The sequence below is a fragment of the Actinacidiphila alni genome (assembly GCF_900112845.1).
Taxonomy (GTDB): domain Bacteria; phylum Actinomycetota; class Actinomycetes; order Streptomycetales; family Streptomycetaceae; genus Actinacidiphila; species Actinacidiphila alni.
The window spans coordinates 41035-56867 of record NZ_FONG01000023.1 but is presented as its reverse complement, the minus strand read 5'-3'; the positions used below and the strand labels follow the sequence as shown (position 1 = coordinate 56867).

17 protein-coding genes and 1 riboswitch are annotated in these 15833 nt (G+C 73.4%); of the genes, 12 read left to right on the top strand and 5 right to left on the bottom strand.

What is annotated here, in order from left to right:
- Nucleotides 1–86: 86 nt before the first annotated feature.
- The 7 genes from BM076_RS29500 to BM076_RS29475 all read left to right on the top strand — a co-directional run bounded on the left by BM076_RS29500 (nucleotide 87) and on the right by BM076_RS29475 (nucleotide 6862).
- Nucleotides 87–875: a GNAT family N-acetyltransferase gene (locus BM076_RS29500; protein ID WP_093716787.1), complete on the top strand. Its 789-nt coding sequence runs from the start codon at nucleotides 87–89 to the stop codon at nucleotides 873–875.
- Nucleotides 876–957: 82 nt separating this feature from the next.
- A riboswitch (SAM riboswitch) is annotated at nucleotides 958–1069 on the top strand.
- Nucleotides 1070–1115: 46 nt separating this feature from the next.
- On the top strand, nucleotides 1116–1238 hold the full coding sequence (locus BM076_RS38070) for a putative leader peptide (RefSeq protein WP_265737119.1): 123 nt from the start codon (nucleotides 1116–1118) through the stop codon (nucleotides 1236–1238).
- A 95-nt stretch (nucleotides 1239–1333) separates the two neighbouring features.
- Complete coding sequence (locus tag BM076_RS29495; RefSeq protein WP_093716845.1) at nucleotides 1334–2578, top strand: LLM class flavin-dependent oxidoreductase; 1245 nt, start codon at nucleotides 1334–1336, stop codon at nucleotides 2576–2578.
- 19 nt (nucleotides 2579–2597) lie between these two features.
- Nucleotides 2598–3983 (top strand): NtaA/DmoA family FMN-dependent monooxygenase, encoded by a 1386-nt coding sequence (locus tag BM076_RS29490; protein ID WP_093716786.1) that lies wholly within the window; start codon nucleotides 2598–2600, stop codon nucleotides 3981–3983.
- Entirely contained in the window at nucleotides 3980–5086 is a 1107-nt protein-coding gene (locus BM076_RS29485) for an LLM class flavin-dependent oxidoreductase (protein WP_093716785.1), read from the top strand. The genes BM076_RS29490 and BM076_RS29485 overlap by 4 nt, the downstream gene beginning before the upstream one ends.
- Complete coding sequence (locus tag BM076_RS29480) at nucleotides 5083–6303, top strand: LLM class flavin-dependent oxidoreductase (protein ID WP_093716784.1); 1221 nt, start codon at nucleotides 5083–5085, stop codon at nucleotides 6301–6303. The genes BM076_RS29485 and BM076_RS29480 overlap by 4 nt, the downstream gene beginning before the upstream one ends.
- 31 nt (nucleotides 6304–6334) lie before the next feature.
- Nucleotides 6335–6862, top strand: coding sequence for a beta-class carbonic anhydrase (locus BM076_RS29475; protein ID WP_245796500.1), 528 nt, complete (start codon nucleotides 6335–6337; stop codon nucleotides 6860–6862).
- On the opposite strand, the gene BM076_RS29470 is transcribed toward BM076_RS29475, so the two are convergent.
- On the bottom strand, nucleotides 6859–7473 hold the full coding sequence (locus BM076_RS29470; RefSeq protein WP_093716782.1) for a TetR/AcrR family transcriptional regulator: 615 nt from the start codon (nucleotides 7471–7473) through the stop codon (nucleotides 6859–6861). The two genes, BM076_RS29475 and BM076_RS29470, sit on opposite strands and share 4 nt — an antisense overlap.
- Nucleotides 7474–7577: 104 nt before the next feature.
- Here BM076_RS29470 and BM076_RS29465 point away from each other — a divergent pair, with 104 nt between their 5' ends.
- The gene (locus BM076_RS29465) at nucleotides 7578–8285 is read left to right on the top strand and encodes an SDR family oxidoreductase (protein WP_093716781.1); all 708 of its coding nucleotides are present in this window, start codon (nucleotides 7578–7580) and stop codon (nucleotides 8283–8285) included.
- 89 nt (nucleotides 8286–8374) lie between these two features.
- Here BM076_RS29465 and BM076_RS29460 read toward each other — a convergent pair whose 3' ends face one another.
- Complete coding sequence (locus tag BM076_RS29460; protein WP_177246673.1) at nucleotides 8375–9811, bottom strand: dihydrolipoyl dehydrogenase family protein; 1437 nt, start codon at nucleotides 9809–9811, stop codon at nucleotides 8375–8377.
- A 129-nt stretch (nucleotides 9812–9940) separates the two neighbouring features.
- Here BM076_RS29460 and BM076_RS29455 point away from each other — a divergent pair, with 129 nt between their 5' ends.
- The 3 genes from BM076_RS29455 to lnt all read left to right on the top strand — a co-directional run bounded on the left by BM076_RS29455 (nucleotide 9941) and on the right by lnt (nucleotide 12964).
- A complete protein-coding gene (locus BM076_RS29455; protein WP_093716780.1) occupies nucleotides 9941–10537 on the top strand; it encodes a histidine phosphatase family protein in 597 nt (198 codons plus the stop codon).
- Between the two features lie 150 nt (nucleotides 10538–10687).
- On the top strand, nucleotides 10688–11239 hold the full coding sequence (locus BM076_RS29450; RefSeq protein ID WP_093716779.1) for a DoxX family protein: 552 nt from the start codon (nucleotides 10688–10690) through the stop codon (nucleotides 11237–11239).
- A 201-nt stretch (nucleotides 11240–11440) separates the two neighbouring features.
- The gene (gene lnt / locus BM076_RS29445; protein ID WP_093716778.1) at nucleotides 11441–12964 is read left to right on the top strand and encodes an apolipoprotein N-acyltransferase; all 1524 of its coding nucleotides are present in this window, start codon (nucleotides 11441–11443) and stop codon (nucleotides 12962–12964) included.
- On the opposite strand, the gene BM076_RS29440 is transcribed toward lnt, so the two are convergent.
- Entirely contained in the window at nucleotides 12936–13856 is a 921-nt protein-coding gene (locus BM076_RS29440) for a Gfo/Idh/MocA family protein (RefSeq protein ID WP_093716777.1), read from the bottom strand. The genes lnt and BM076_RS29440 overlap by 29 nt on opposite strands.
- Nucleotides 13857–14023: 167 nt before the next feature.
- Between BM076_RS29440 and BM076_RS29435 the strand changes: the two genes are divergently transcribed.
- Nucleotides 14024–14473: a hypothetical protein gene (locus tag BM076_RS29435; protein ID WP_143120668.1), complete on the top strand. Its 450-nt coding sequence runs from the start codon at nucleotides 14024–14026 to the stop codon at nucleotides 14471–14473.
- 111 nt (nucleotides 14474–14584) lie between these two features.
- Here the strand turns inward: BM076_RS29435 and BM076_RS29430 are convergent, their stop codons facing one another.
- A complete protein-coding gene (locus BM076_RS29430; RefSeq protein WP_407640728.1) occupies nucleotides 14585–15058 on the bottom strand; it encodes a hypothetical protein in 474 nt (157 codons plus the stop codon).
- 27 nt (nucleotides 15059–15085) lie between these two features.
- Nucleotides 15086–15766, bottom strand: a complete 681-nt coding sequence (gene ung / locus BM076_RS29425; protein ID WP_093716842.1) for a uracil-DNA glycosylase — start codon at nucleotides 15764–15766, stop codon at nucleotides 15086–15088.
- Nucleotides 15767–15833 lie beyond the last annotated feature (67 nt).

The following is a 15833-nucleotide window of genomic DNA, read 5'->3' as shown; positions in this document are numbered from 1 at the left end:
GCATCAGTAGTCGGTGGGACCGCCCGGCGGCACCGCAGTGACGGCGACAGGCCGTACGACAGCAGAAACGGAGAGTCACGGCGACCATGTCGACCAGCCTTGACGACACCCAGAAGCCCGCGCAGAGCGAGCAGAGCGCGCAGACCCCGGCCGGGCCGCGGATCCCGGCCTCGCCGCACCCGCTGGACAATCCGGCGTGGGCCGCGCTGACCGGACCGCACCGCGGGCTGGCCGAGAGGGTCGGCGCCGCGGCGCGCTACCCGGAGGACGTCTCGCCCTTCGTCGCGCTGGCCGACGCCGGTGATCCGGCGGCGTGGGACGATCTGGCCGCCCTGATGGGGCCGGGGGCGACCTTCGCGCTGGCCGGGGTCGGCTCGGTGCCCGACGGCTGGCGGACCGAGTGGTCGGGGGCGGGCGTGCAGCTCGTCGCGACCGACGCGCTGCGCTCCGGGACCGATCCGGAGGCCGTGCCGCTGGGCCCGGCCGATGTGCCGGAGATGCTGGATCTGGTGGAGCGCGCCAAGCCGGGTCCGTTCAAGCCGCGCACGATCGAGCTGGGCGCGTACTACGGCATCCGCCGGGACGGGAAGCTGATCGCCATGGCCGGGGAACGGCTGCGGCTGGGCGGCTGGACGGAGATCAGCGCGGTCTGCACCGACGAGGCGCACCGCGGCCAGGGCCTGGCGACCCGCCTGGTCCGGCACACCGCGGCCGGGATCAGGGAACGCGGCGACGTCCCGTTCCTGCACGCGGCGGCGGCCAACACCAACGCGGTACGGCTGTACGAGTCGATCGGCTTCGTGCTGCGCCGCACCACGCACTTCCAGGCGGTCCGGGTGCCGGGCGGCGAGGAAGGCGAGGACGGCGAGGCGTGAGCCCGCGTGTGACGCAGCCCGTGCGGACAGTGGCCCGACCGCCATTGCGCGGCACAACGCGCGCGGGTTAACGTCGAATTCAGGTGACGAGCGTCAGCCACGAGCCCTGGCAGGCTGACCGGCAACCCTCCCTCGCGGCGGGGTGCCCCAGGTGACAACCAGGCGGGTCCCGACCGGACCCGCAAGCGCGATACCGGTCCGGCCCCCGCGGCCGGGCCGCCCGGGACGGGGGGTGAGGACATGCGAGCGGACTTCCACCACGCCGACGTGCGTGTCCTCGTTCCCGGCGGGCCCGTCGTCCATCTGTACGGGCGGCAGCACATCGATCTCCAGCGCGTCGCCGGCGCGCTCTGTACCGCCTGATCCGACTCCGCCGACACGACCGCCACCGGGCCGTCGTGTCCTCATCCGGTCGATCAGGAAGGCACCTCGCCGTGTCCGTACAACCGTCGTCAGACCTGCCCTCGCCGTCCCCTGCCTCCCCCTCGGTCCCCCCGTCCCCCCTGCCGCCTCTGCACCTGGCGGTCGCGCTGGACGGCGCGGGCTGGCACCCCGCCGCGTGGCGCGAGCCCGGCGCCCGCGCCGACGAGCTGTTCACCGCCGGCTACTGGGCGGACGCGGTCGCCGAGGCGGAGCGCGGGCTGCTGGACTTCGTCACCATCGAGGACTCCCTCGGCCTCCAGACCAGTGGCTACGGCGGCCCCGACGAGCGCACCGACCAGGTGCGCGGCCGGCTGGACGCGGTGCTGATCGCCTCCCGGGTGGCGCCGCTGACCCGGCACATCGGCCTGGTGCCGACGCTGATCGCCACGCACACCGAGCCGTTCCACCTGTCCAAGGCGATCGCGACCCTGGACTACGTCAGTGGCGGCCGGGCGGGCCTGCGGGTGCAGGTGTCCGCCCGCCCGCACGAGGCCGCGCACTTCGGCCGCCGCACCTTCCCGCCGTTCACGATCGAGGAGTACGACCGGCCGCACGTCCAGGAGCTGGTGACCGATCTCTTCGACGAGGCCGCCGACTACGTGGAGGCGGTCCGCCGGCTGTGGGACAGCTGGGAGGACGACGCGGAGATCAGGGACGTGGCCACCGGCCGCTTCATCGACCGCGACAAGCTGCACTACATCGATTTCCAGGGGCGGCACTTCAGCGTCAAGGGCCCCTCGATCACCCCGCGCCCGCCGCAGGGCCAGCCCCCGGTGACCGCGCTCGCGCACGCGACGGTGCCGTACCGGCTGGTGGCCCGCTCGGCCGACATCGGCTATGTGACCCCGCACGACGCGGCGCAGGCGGCGGGGATCGTCGCCGAGATCCGTACCGAGCAGGAGGCGGCGGGCCGCGCGGCGGACACCGTGCACGTCTTCGGTGACCTGGTGGTGTTCCTCGACGAGGACGGCGCGGCGGCCCGGGCCCGCAGGGACCGGCTGGACGGGCTGCTGGAGGCGCCGTACACCAGCGACGCCGAGATCTTCGCCGGGACGCCCGCGGAGCTGGCCGACCTGCTGCTGGAGTGGCGGGCCGCCGGGCTCACCGGCTACCGGCTGCGGCCCGCGGCGCTCGCCCACGACCTGCCCGTGATCACCCGGGGCCTGGTGCCCGAGTTGCAGTCCCGCGGCGCCTTCCGCCGCGCTTACGAGGCCGGCACGCTGCGCGGCCTGCTGGGGCTCGCCCGCCCCGCGAACCGCTACGCCACCACCAGCGCCTGAGCCGGAGGATCCGACCGTCATGAGCAAGCCCCTGAAGCAGATCCACCTCGCGGCCCACTTCCCCGGCGTCAACAACACGACGGTGTGGAGCGATCCGGCCGCCGGCAGTCATATCGAATTCGCATCCTTCAGCCATTTCGCGCGCACCGCCGAGCGCGCCAAATTCGACTTCCTCTTCCTCGCCGAAGGTCTGCGGCTGCGCGAACAGGGCGGCCAGATCTACGACTTGGACGTCGTCGGCCGCCCCGACACCTTCACCGTACTGGCCGCGCTGGCCGCGGTGACCGAACGCATCGGCCTGACCGGCACGATCAACTCGACCTTCAACGAACCGTACGAGGTGGCCCGGCAGTTCGCGAGTCTCGACCACCTCTCCGACGGCCGGGCGGCGTGGAACGTCGTCACCTCCTGGGACGCTTTCACCGGGGAGAATTTCCGCCGGGGCGGCTTCCTGCCGCAGCAGGACCGCTATGCGCGGGCGAAGGAATTCCTGGCGACCGCGAACGAACTCTTCGACTCCTGGCGCGGCGACGAGATCGTCGCCGACCCCGCGACCGGGACCTTCCTGCGGGACGCGCGGGCCGGTGCCTTCGCGCACAAGGGGCCGCAGTTCGACATCGCCGGGCAGTTCAATGTGCCGCGCAGTCCCCAGGGGCGGCCGGTGATCTTCCAGGCGGGCGACTCCGACGAGGGCCGGGAATTCGCGGCAGCGGGCGCGGACGCGATCTTCAGCCGCTACAGCACCCTCAAGGAGGGGCAGGCGTTCTACACCGACGTCAAGGGACGGCTGGCCCGGTACGGCCGCAGGCCCGAGCAGCTGCTGATCCTGCCCGCCGCGACCTTCGTCCTGGCCGACACCGACGCGGAGGCCGAGGAGCTGTCCCGCGAGGTGCGCCGGCTCCAGGTCAGCGGCGCGACCGCGATCAAGCACCTGGAATTCGTCTGGAACCGCGACCTGTCGAGCTACGACCCGGACGGGCCGCTGCCCGAGATCGACCCGGACCTCGGCGAACACACCGTCGCCCGCGGCCGGGCGCAGGTGCGGATGTACCGCGACCCGCTGGCGACCGCCCGGGAGTGGCGCGAGCTGGCCGAGGCCAACAAGTGGTCCATCCGGGACCTGGTGATCGAGACCGGCAACCGGCAGTCCTTCGTCGGCTCCCCCGCCACGATCGCGGAGACCATCGACTCCTTCGTGCAGGCCGACGCCAGTGACGGCTTCATCCTCGTCCCGCACATCACGCCCGGCGGCCTCGACGGCTTCGCCGACCGTGTCGTGCCGCTGCTCCAGGAGCGCGGGGTGTTCCGCACCGAGTACGAGGGCACGACGCTCCGCGACCACCTCGGCCTGGCGCACCCGGACGCCGGGAACGGCGGCGCGTCCGTGGCGGAGTCGGTGGCATGAGATTCCTCGCCATCACGCTCATCGTGCACCGGCCCGACCCGGTCACGGGCGTGCTGCCGTCCACGCAGGAGCGCTTCCAGGAAGTGCTGGACAACGCGGTGCTCGCCGAGGAGCTGGGCTTCGACGGGTTCGGCGTCGGGGAGCGGCACGAACGGCCGTTCATCTCGTCCGCGCCGACCGTGGTGCTCAGCCATGTCGCCGCGCTCACCCGGCGGATCCGGCTCTTCACGGCCGTCACGACGCTGAGCCTGCTCGACCCGGTCCGCGCGTACGAGGACTACGCGACGCTCGACCATCTCGCCGAGGGCCGCCTCGACCTGATCATCGGCAAGGGCAACGGCACCGCGCAGCGCGAGCTGTTCCATGTCACGCCCGAGGACCAGTGGGACCGCAACGCCGAGAGCTACGAGGTCTTCCGGCAGCTCTGGCGCCAGGACAAGGTGACCGCGCGGACCCGTTTCCGGCCGGAGCTGACCGACGCCGAGGTGTGGCCGCGCCCGTACCAGCGGCCGATCCGGGTCTGGCACGGCAGCGCGACCAGCAAGGAGTCCGTGGACCTCGCCGCCCGCTACGGCGACCCGCTGTTCTCGGCGAACGTCACCAACCCGGTCGAGCCGTACGCCGAACTGGTCCGCTATTACCGGGAGCGCTGGGCCTTCTACGGGCACGATCCGGCGGCCCTGACCGTCGGCGCGGGCTCGGCAGGGCTGTACGTGGCCAGGACCTCGCAGGAGGCGCTGGAGGTCTACCGGCCGATCTTCGAGAGCACGCTCGCCTTCCAGCGGCAGGTCGGTCTGCCGGTGGTCTTCGGGACGCTGGAGGACTTCGTGGAGCGCAGCTCCGCGCTGATCGGCAGCCCGCAGCAGATCGTCGACAAGGTGCACCGCTACCACGAGCGGCTGGGCCACAGCGTGCTCCATGTGCACGCCGACGCGAGCGGGTTGACCGCCGCGCAGCACCGGTCGTCGCTGGAGCGCTTCCAGTCCGAGGTGGCGCCCGTGCTGCGCAAGGAGATTCCCGATCCGCCGTGGGCCTGGGCCCCGGTGAACCCCGACTCCCCCGACACCCTGCGTACCGTCTCGAAGGAGGGCGACGCGGCATGACCGTTTCCCCGGATTCCCCGGCTTCTCCCGGCACCAAGGCCGCGAACGCCGCCGGCCCGCGCACGCCCGCGGCGACGGTGCCGCTGTCCATCCTCGATCTGTCGCCGATCAGTTCGGGCTCCACGGCGGCGCAGGCGCTGCACAACACGGTGGATCTCGCGCGGCGCGCGGAGGCCGCCGGCTACGCCCGCTACTGGCTGGCCGAGCACCATCTGACGACCGGCGTGGCCGGGGTGTCGCCCGCGCTGGTGATCCAGCTGGTCGCGGCGGCGACCTCACACATCCGGGTGGGCGCGGGCGCCGCCCAGCTCGGGCACCGCACACCGCTGTCGGTGGTGGAGGAATTCGGACTGCTGGACGCCCTGTTCCCGGGCCGGATCGACCTCGGCCTCGGCCGTACCGGCTTCCGCAAGCCCGCCGCGAACGGCGAGGCGCCGGCCGCGCCCGCCGCTCCCCCGGCGCCGCGCCGCACCGAACCCCGGTACACACCCGAGGGGTTGCTGATCCCGGCGCCGTTCGACTTCACGCAGCTGCTCGGTTCGCCGCTGCTGGCCCGCTATACGCAGCTGGTGCAGTATCCGGGTGCGGAGCTGCCGGACTACCGTGACCAACTGGACCAGATCCTGGGCCTGTTGCGCGGTGACTACCGGACCCCGGAGGGGCTGGAGGCGCACGCGGTGCCCGGCGAGGGCGCCGACCTCCAGGTGTGGGTGCTGGGCAGCAGCGGCGGGGCGAGCGCCAAGGCCGCGGGCGCCCTCGGCCTGCCCTTCGCGGCGAACTACCACGTCAGCCCGGCGGCCGTCATCGAGGCGGTGGACGCGTACCGCAAGGCGTTCGTGCCCTCGGCGGTGCTCGACGAGCCGCATGTGCTGGTCTCCGCCGATGTGGTGGTCGCCGACGACGACGCGACGGCCCGGCACCTGGCGTCGCCGTACGCGCTGTGGGTGCACAGCATCCGCTCGGGACGCGGTGCGATCCCCTTCCCGACCCCGGAGGAGGCCGCGGCCCATCCGTGGACCGCGCAGGAGCGGGCGTTGGTCGAGGACCGGGTCCGCACCCAGTTCGCCGGCGCCCCCGAAACCGTGGTGGAACGGCTGCGCACTCTTCAACAGGCCACGGGTGCCGATGAGTTGCTGGTCACCACCATCACCCACGACCACCAGGACCGGATCCGCTCCAACGACCTGCTGGCCGAGGCGTGGCGGCGGTCCGCATGACCCCACCGCGTCGACCGACGAGGAGACTCCCGTGACCGACGATTCCGCCCCAGCCCGTCCGCCGACCGTCACCGACGACTATCTCCACAACAACGCCGCCTACGCGGCGCGCTTCCGGGGCCCGCTGCCGCTGCCGCCCGCGCGGCGCACCGCCGTCCTGGCCTGCATGGACGCCCGGTTGAACGTCTACGGCGCGCTGGGGCTCGCCGAGGGCGACTCGCATGTGATCCGCAACGCCGGCGGCGTGGCGACCGACGACGCGATCCGTTCGCTGACGATCAGTCAGCGGCTGCTCGGCACGCGGGAGATCATCCTGATCCACCACACCGACTGCGGGATGCTGACCTTCATCGACGACGCCTTCCGTGAGGGCATCCGCGAGGAGACCGGCGTCAAGCCGCCGTGGGCGGCGGAAGCCTTCGCCGACCTGGAGACGGATGTCCGCCAGTCGGCGGCCCGGATCCGCCGCAGCCCCTTCATCCCGCACACCGACGCGGTGCGCGGCTTCGTCTTCGACGTGGCGAGCGGGAAGCTCGCGGAGGTGGATCTGCTCGACTAGCGCCGGCCGGGCACCTGCGCCGCCGCCTCGCCGGCCGGCCCCGCCGTCATGCCCGCCGCGTCCAGGACGGCGGCGGCGGTGGTGACGGCGAGGCCGTCGAGGACCTCCACACCGATTCCGGCGCGGGCGCTGGCGCCGTCGAAGATCAGGGTGAGCCGGCGGGCCAGCAGCTCGGGATCGGCGACGGCGGCGCGTGCGGCCTCGGCCCGGAAGAAGTCGGTGAGGCCCTGCTTGGTGCGGCGGGCCACGACGCTGGCCGGGTGCTCGGGGTCCTTGAGTTCGACCTGGGCGGCCAGGAAGGGGCAGCCGCGGTAGCCGTCGCCCGCGGCGACCTCCTCCATGCGCTCGAAGACGTACAGCACCCGGTCGCGCGGCGCGGCGGGTTCCCCGGGCGGCGGCAGCAGACGCGCGTCGACCACCGGCCCCTGCCGTTCGAGCGCGGCGGCCAGCACCTCGTCCTTGCTCGCGAAGAGCTGGTACATCGACCGCTTGGACACTCCGGCGGCCTTGCACAGCGCGTCGATGCCGGTGGCGACGCCTTCCCGGTAGAAGAGCCCTGCCGCGGCGTCGAGCAGCCGGTCGCGCGGTCCCGGCTTCTGCGTGGTGGTCATACGCCGAGGTTACCGCGCTGGCTTGGCATCGGAAACCGATCGGTCTACAGTGGTGGAAACCGATCGGTTTCCTCGGTCGGCCGACGCGTACGAAAGGCACTTCCATGCAGATCAACGGCGCCGTGGCGTTCGTCACCGGAGGCAACCGCGGCCTCGGCGAGAAGTTCGTCAGGGCCCTTCTCGACGGCGGCGCGGCCAAGGTCTACGCCGCCGCCCGCAATCCCGCGTCCGTGACCGTGCCCGGCGCGGTGCCGATCGCGCTGGACATCACCGACCCCGCGTCGGTGCGCGCCGCTGCCGAACAGGCCGACGACGTCACCCTGCTGATCAACAACGCGGGTGCGATCAGCCAGGTGGACCTGCTCAGCGGCGACCTCGACGCGGTCAGGAACGAGTTCGAGACCCATGTCTTCGGCACCCTCGACGTGACCCGCGCCTTCGCGCCCGTCCTGGCGCGCGGCGGCGACAGCGCGGTCCTCAATGTGCTGTCGGTGCTGTCCTGGGTCACCGTGCCCTCCGTGCCCGTCTACTCCGCGGCCAAGTCCGCGGAATGGTCGCTGACCAACGCGCTCCGGCTGGCGCTGCGCGGCCAGGGCACCCAGGTCACCGGACTGCACGTCGGCTACATGGACACCGACATGGCCGCCGACGTCGACGCGCCCAAGGAGGACCCCGCGAAGGTCGCACGGCTCGCGCTCGACGGCATCGAGGCCGGGCTGCACGAGGTGCTGGCCGACGACCTCAGCCGCCAGGTCAAGGCCGGTCTCGCCGCCGACCCGTCCGCGCTCTACGCCGAACTCGCCGCGGGCTGACCGCTGTTGACGTCTGCTGACGGCCCGCGTCAGCAGTGCCGTACGTGCGATCGGGCACCCTCCTCCGCGGGAGGGGACCGTGGGCGGGGTCAGCCGCGGAGGGTTTCCAGGAGGCGGAGCCAGACCTCGCTGATGGTCGGGTAGGCGGGGACGGCGTGCCAGAGGCGGTCGAGGGGGACCTCACCGGCGACCGCGACCGTGCCGGAGTGCAGCAATTCCCCGACGCCGGCCCCGACGAAGGTCACACCGAGCAGGACGTTGCGGTCGAGGTCGACGACCATGCGGGCGCGCCCGCGGTAACCGTCGGCGTACAGGCTCGCGCCGGCGACCTGGGCGAGGTCGTAGTCGACCACCTTCGTACGGCGCCCGAGGCGCTCCGCCTCGGCGGCGGTGAGGCCGACCGAGGCCGCCTCGGGGTCGGTGAAGACGACCTGCGGGACGGCCGCCTCGTCGGCGGTGGCGGCGTGCGCGCCCCACGGCGCGTCGTCCACGGGCTCGCCCTTGGCGCGGGCCGCGATGACGGCGCCAGCGATCCGCCCCTGGTACTTGCCCTGGTGGGTGAGGAGCGCACGGTGATTGACGTCGCCCGCGGCGTAGAGCCAGCCGTCGGCGACACCGGTGACGCGGCAGGTGGCGTCCACGGTGAGCCAGTCCCCGGCGGAGAGCCCGACCGTCTCCAGACCCAGGTCCCCCGTGCGCGGCGCGCGCCCCGTGGCGAAGAGGATCTCGTCCGCGACGACCCGGCCGCCGCCCTCAAGACCGACCCGTACCTCGCCGTGCGCGCCGTCGCGCTCCACGACCGGCACGTTCACCCCGAAGCGGACGTCGACGCCCGCCTCGCGCAGCCCCTCGGTGACCAGTTCGCCGACGAAGGGCTCCATGCGGTCGAGCAGCCCGTCGCCGCGGACGAGCATGGTGACCTCGGAGCCCAGCGCCCGCCAGGCCGTGGCCATCTCGACGGCCACGACACCGCCGCCGACCACCACCAGACGCCCGGGCACCTCCTTGGCGCTGGTCGCCTCGCGGCTGGTCCACGCGTTGATGTCGTGGATGCCCGGCATCTTCGGCAGCGCGGCCGAGGTGCCGGTGCAGACGGCGACGGCGTGCCGCGCGGTCAGCCGTACGGTCCCGCCCTCCGGGGTGCGCACCGCCACCTGCTTGGCGCCGTCGAGCCGGCCGTGGCCACGCACGAGGTCGACACCGACCGACTCCAGCCAGCCGACCTGCCCGTCGTCCTTCCAGTGCGAGGTGAACTCGTCGCGGCGGCCGAGGACCGCGGCGGCGTCCAGCGGCCCGCCGACCGCCTGGCTCAGCCCGGGCAGCCGGCGCGCGTCGGCGCGCGCGACCACCGGCCGCAGCAGCGCTTTGCTCGGCATGCACGCCCAGTACGAGCACTCACCGCCGACCAGTTCGCTCTCCACGATGACGGTGCTGAGGCCCGCGGCCTGGGTGCGGTCGGCGAGATTCTCACCCACCGGTCCCGCTCCGATGACGATCACGTCGTAGGTACGGGCAGCGTCGTTCATACCGGCTCCTGTGCTGCTGTCTGTTCACGCGCGGGCGGAAGGAGGTGGCCAGGCCGTCATCCTACTGACGCCGACCGCCGGACGTATGATCACTACGGGGCGCCGAGGGGCGCCGCAGGAGGTGTCCCGATGGGTGAACTGGTACTGATCCGCCACGGTGAGACCGAGTGGACCCTGACCGGCCAGCACACCAGCTGGACCGATCTGCCGCTCACCGCGAACGGTGAGGAACAGGCCCGTTCGCTGGCGCCGCTGCTGGCCTCCCGGCACATCTCCTGCGTGATCACCAGCCCGTTGCAGCGCGCCCGGGACACCGCGAAGCTGGCCGGCCTCGAGCACCCGCGGGTGGACGCCGATCTGCACGAGTGGGACTACGGCGGCTACGAGGGCGTCACCAGCCGCGACATCCACCGCACCCGCCCGGACTGGGACCTGTGGACCGACGGGGTCGTGCCGGGCCCCGAGGGCCATCCGGGGGAAACGCCCGACCAGGTCGGCGAGCGCGCCGACCGCATGCTGGCCAGGACCGACGCGGCGTTCACCAATGGCGACGGCGGCGATGTGGTGCTGGTCGCGCACGCGCACTTCCTGCGGGTGCTGACCGCCCGCAGGCTCGGGCTGCCGCCCGCCGACGGCGCGCTGTTCCAGCTCGCCACCGGCACGGTCAGCCGGCTCGGCATCGAGCACGGCCGTCATGTCCTGACCGCCTGGAACCGGCTGCCCTGAGCCGGGCCGCCACCGCGTCCGTAGGCCGCCGCGTCGCCCGTACGGCCCGCCACCGACGGCGGCATCCCGTACCGACCGGGAAGACTGGGAGCAGCCCGGCGGTCCTGCGGCGGTCAGGACCGGGGCCCGCGGCAGGGAGAGGACCCGGTCATGGCACTCGCGCACCGTAAGGATCTCGGACTGCTGGCGCTGCGCGCCGGGACCGGCGGGGTGCTCTTCGCGCACGGCGCGCAGAAGCTCTTCGGCTGGTTCGGCGGCGGCGGGATCGACGGCACCGCGGCGGCCATGGAACGGATGGGTTTCCGGCCGGAGCGCCAGAGCGCCGTCGCGGCGGGTCTCGGCGAGGCCGGCGGCGGGGCGCTGCTGGTCCTCGGTCTCGCCACTCCCGCGGCGGGCGCCGCCGCGGCCGGAGCGATGGCGGGCGCCGTCTCCGTCCACGCGCCCGCCGGTTTCTTCGCCACCTCGGGCGGCTTCGAGTACCCGGCCTTCCTCGGCTTCTGCGCCGCGGCGCTCGGTGTGGCCGGCCCTGGCCGTTACTCGCTCGACCATGCGACCGGGCACGTCCTGGACCGGCCGTGGGTGGTGGCGGTGGCCTTCACGGGTGCCGCGGCGGCGGCCTTCGGCGTCGTACGGCGGCGCGCGCTGGCCACCGCTCCGGCTGCCGAGGATCTCGCGGAGCTGGACGACCGGGACGGCGACTGACGGCGGCTGACGGTGACTGACAGCGGTTGACGGCGGTCCGGTCCGCACGGCCGGCCGTGCGGGGCGCGGTGGGACGCCCCGCGTGCGCCCGCGCGCCGCGCGCACGCCGGTGTGCGGCGGTCCGCGCAGGGTAGGCCGGTGCCAGGAGGACGGCCCGAGCGGGCCCGTACGGGGGACCATTGACGCCATCGAGGAGCGCGTATGACGGTCACGGTCCAGGAGCGGCGGGCCCGGCTCTCCTCGCCGTGGATCCGCGGGTTCGGCGCCGCCGCTGCCGGGGCGCTGCCCGCGCTCGCCTTCCCCGCTCCCGCGCTGTGGTGGCTGGCCTACGCGGCGCTGGTGCCGTGGATGCTGCTCGCGCGGTCCGCGCGCACCGCGCGACGGGCCGCGGTGGACGGCTGGCTGGGCGGCGCGGGCTTCATGCTGGCGGTGCACCACTGGCTGTTCGCGAGCCTCAATGTCTTCATCGTGGTGCTGGCACTGCTGCTCGGCGCCCTGTGGGCGCCGTGGGGCTGGCTGGTGCGGCGGCTGCTCGGTGACGGGACGGGGCCGCGCCGGGCCGCCGTCGCGATGGTGCTGGTGCCCTGCGGGTGGCTGATGGTGGAGCTGGTGCGCTCCTGGCAGTATCTGGGCGGCCCCTGGGGGCTGTTGGGCGCGAGCCAGTGGCAGGTGCGGCCCGCGCTGCGGCTGGCGTCGGTCGGCGGGGTCTGGCTGGTGAGCGCGCTGGTGGTGCTGGTCAACACGGCGCTGACCGCCCTGGTCGCGGTGCCCGCGGTCCGCAGACCGGCGGCCACGGCGCTCGCGGGCGCCGCGACGCTGACCGGTGTGGTGTGGCTGTGGGCGCCGCATCCGCAGCGCGCGGGCGCGGTCCGCATAGCGGTCGTCCAGCCGGGTGTGATCGTCGGGCCCGACGCCCGCTTCGACCGCCAGGCGGCGCTCACCCGCGGTCTGGTGGGCAGCCACCCGGATCTGGTGGTGTGGGGCGAGAGCAGCGTCGGCGTCGATCTGACCTCCCGGCCGGACGTCGCCGACCGGCTCGCGGCGCTGTCCCGCGCGGTCGGCGCCGACATCCTGGTCAATGTGGACGCCGAGCGGGCCGACGGCACCGGCATCTCCAAGACGTCCGCGCTGATCGGCCCGGCCGGGGTGACGGGGCCCGCGTACGACAAGATGCGGCTGGTGCCCTTCGGCGAGTACGTGCCTTTCCGCTCGTTGCTCGGCTGGGCGACCTCCGTCGGCAAGGCGGCGGGCGAGGACCGGCAGCGCGGCGACCACCAGGTGGTGATGGACACCCCGGCGGTACGGATCGGGCCGATGGTCTGCTTCGAGTCCGCGTTCCCCGACATGAGCCGTCATCTGGCGGACATGGGCGCCCAGTTGCTGGTGGCGCAGTCGTCCACCTCGTCCTTCCAGGGCTCGTGGGCGCCCGCGCAGCACGCGTCGCTCGCGGCGCTGCGGGCGGCGGAGAGCTGGCGGCCGATGGTGCACGCGACGCTGACCGGCATCACCGCGGTGTACGACGCGAACGGGCACGCGGTGGGGCACCGGATGCCGCAGAGCGCGAGCGCCGCCACCGTCTACGACGTACCGCTGGCGGCCGGCCGCAGCCCGTACGACCGGTTCGGCGACTGGGTGCCGCGGCTGGCCCTGGCGCTGCTGGTGGTGGCCGCCGCGTACGAGGCCCGCCGGTGGTGGGTCAGCCGGTCCGCTCCCGCACCTCGGTGACGATCCGCTCGCACAGTTCGTGGGTGGCCAGCGCGTCGCGGGCGTCGAGCGTCTTGCCCGCGCGGACGGCGTCGAGGAAGGCGAGGGTGATCTGCTCGATGCCGCGCTGCCGGGCGACGGGCACCCAGTCGCCGCGGCGCCGCACGCTGGGCTGCCCCTTGTGGTCGACGATCTCGGCGAGGTTGAGCACCTGGCGGCGGGTGTCGTCGCCGCTGACGTCCAGGCTCTCCTCGGTGGAGCCGCTCATCCGGTTCATGGAGCCGATCGCGGTGAAGCCGTCGCCGGACAGGTGCAGCACGAGGTGGTGGACGAGTCCGGCGCGGACCTTCGCGGTCACATGCACGTCGCGGATCGTGCCGGGCGCCAGGAAGCGCAGGGTGTCGACGACATGGATGAAGTCGTCGAAGATCATGCCGCGCGCTTGCTCGGCGAGGCCGACGCGGTTCTTCTGCATGAGGATCAGGTCGCGCGGGTGGTCAAGGCACTGCGCGTAGCCGGGCGCGTAACGGCGGTTGAAGCCCGCCATGAGGGCGACGCCGCGTTCCTCGGCCAGCTCCACCAGCCCGCGGGCGCCGGCCGCGTCGCGGGCCAGCGGCTTGTCGACGTAGGTGGGGACGCCCGCCTCGATCAGCCGCTCGGCGATCTCCACGTGGTGCTCGGTGGGGGCGTGCACGAAGGCGGCGTCGAGTCCCTGGTCGAGCAGCGTGTCCAGCGCGGTGTGCCGGTGCGGCAGCCGGTAGGCGGCGCCGATCCGCTCCAGGGTGGCGGGGGTGCGGGTCTGGAGGTGGAGTTCGAGATCCGGCTGCGCGGTGAGGACCGGCAGATACGCCTTCTGCGCGATGTCACCGAGCCCGATCACACCGATCTTGAGGGGCGCGCCGCCGGATGCCATGTGCTGCTCTCCTGTCGTTCCTCGTCGCGGTGTCCCGTGACGGTGTCCCCGCAGCATACGGGCCGGACAAGGGGCACCCGTACGGGTGAGCGAACGGTACGCGCCGCCCGGCGGCTCACTCCTGCGGGGTCTGGGCGGGCCCGGCGGCATTCGGCACAGTTGGCGGAATGCGCCGCTTACCTGTGGTCGTGCTCCTGGTGGCGGCCTCCGCCGCTGCCGGGTGCACCACCGTCTCCGCTCCCCCGGTCCCCGTCCCCGCCACCGGCGGCACCGCGCCCAGGGTGGCCGTGCCGGACGGCGGGGTGCTGCTGCCGCCGCCGGACCACGCGGTGCTGGCGACGGCGGAGCCCGGCCCGGCGCCGGTCAGGACGCCGTCGCCCGTGCCGGCGCACAGCCCGCGGCCCGCTCCGCAGGCCGCCGCGCCCCACCCGGGCACCACGCCGGGACAGCGGCCGGTCCCCCGCTCGCGCCGGGCCGCGCCCCCGCCCGCCGAACGGCAGCCGCCGGACGTGACACTGCCCGGCGGCGCGGGCGTCTGCGCGCTCGGCGAGACGTACGGCGGCTGGGCCGCGGACAGCGACGCGGCCCGGATCTGCCGCCGGTCCTACGGCGATTGACCTCCCGGTCGGGCCCCGTCCAGCCCTGTCCAATCCTGTCCCGACCGGTCCCGTCCCGTCCTGTCCGGTCCCGTCCCGACCGGTCCAGCCGGCACGGCGGGACACCGGCCGCTACGGAAGCTGGTCGGAGCCCAGCACCCGCAGTTCCATCCGGCCGACGGCCGCCCGCACGCCGTCCCCGTACGCGTCGTCGCCGAGCGCGTCGCACGCCTCGCGGGCCAGGCCCAGATGGCTGCGGGCGAGCCGGGCCTCGTCCACCTTCCAGTAGTCGGCGGCGAGATTGAGGTGGAGCGAGGGGTAGAAGCCCAGGATCCGCCGGCCGTCCTCGCCGCCGGTGTGCGCGTCGGCGGCCCGCAACGCCCTGAGGTCCCAGGTCAGTTCGTCCTCGGGGTCGTCCTGGGTGTCGGCCATGTAGTGCGCCAGCGTGCAGCGGTGCAGCGGGTCGCCCTGCTCCCCGATCTCCTCCCACAGCGCCGCGAACCGGATCCTGGCCTCCTCCCGGTCCCCGGCGTGCAGCAGCATGACGACCTGGCCGATCCGGCCCATCATCGCGTCCGGTTCACCCGGCCCGTCCCGTTCGTCCACCCGAGCCTCCTCGTCTCGGGCACGACGCTAACCCGCGGACACCCCCAGATCCGGGATGCGCCAGTCGATCGGGGCGTGCCCCTGGTCGGCGACGGCCTTGTCGATCTGTGTGAAGGGGCGGCTGCCCATGAAGAGCTTCGCCGACAGCGGCGAGGGGTGGGCGCCCTGCACGACGGCGTGCCGCTCGGTGTCGATCAGCGGCAGCTTCTTCTTCGCGTAATTGCCCCACAGCACGAACACCGCCGGGTCGGGGCGGGTCGCCACGGCCTTGATGACCGCGTCGGTGAACTTCTCCCAGCCCTTGCCCTTGTGCGAGTTGGCCTCGCCCTCGCGGACGGTGAGCACCGCGTTGAGCAGCAGCACACCCTGCTGGGCCCACGGCATCAGATAGCCGTTGTCCGGGATCGGGTGGCCCAGTTCCTCCTTCATCTCCTTGAAGATGTTCCGCAGCGACGGCGGGGTCCTCACCCCGGGGCGCACCGAGAAGCACAGGCCGTGCCCCTGTCCCTCGCCGTGGTAGGGGTCCTGACCGAGGATCAGCACCTTGACGCGGTTGAAGGGTGTCGCCTCCAGCGCGGCGAAGACCTCGTCGCGCGGCGGGAAGATCCGGTGCTCCCGCCGCTCGGCCTCGACGAAGTCGGTGAGCTGCTGGAAATACGGCTTGTCCAACTCCTCGCCGAGAACGGTCTCCCAGGAGTCGGGCAGCATGCTGGGCACGTCAGGAACCTCCGGCCATCGATGGCGTTGTCACTGCCACAGAACGTACCGTCACCCA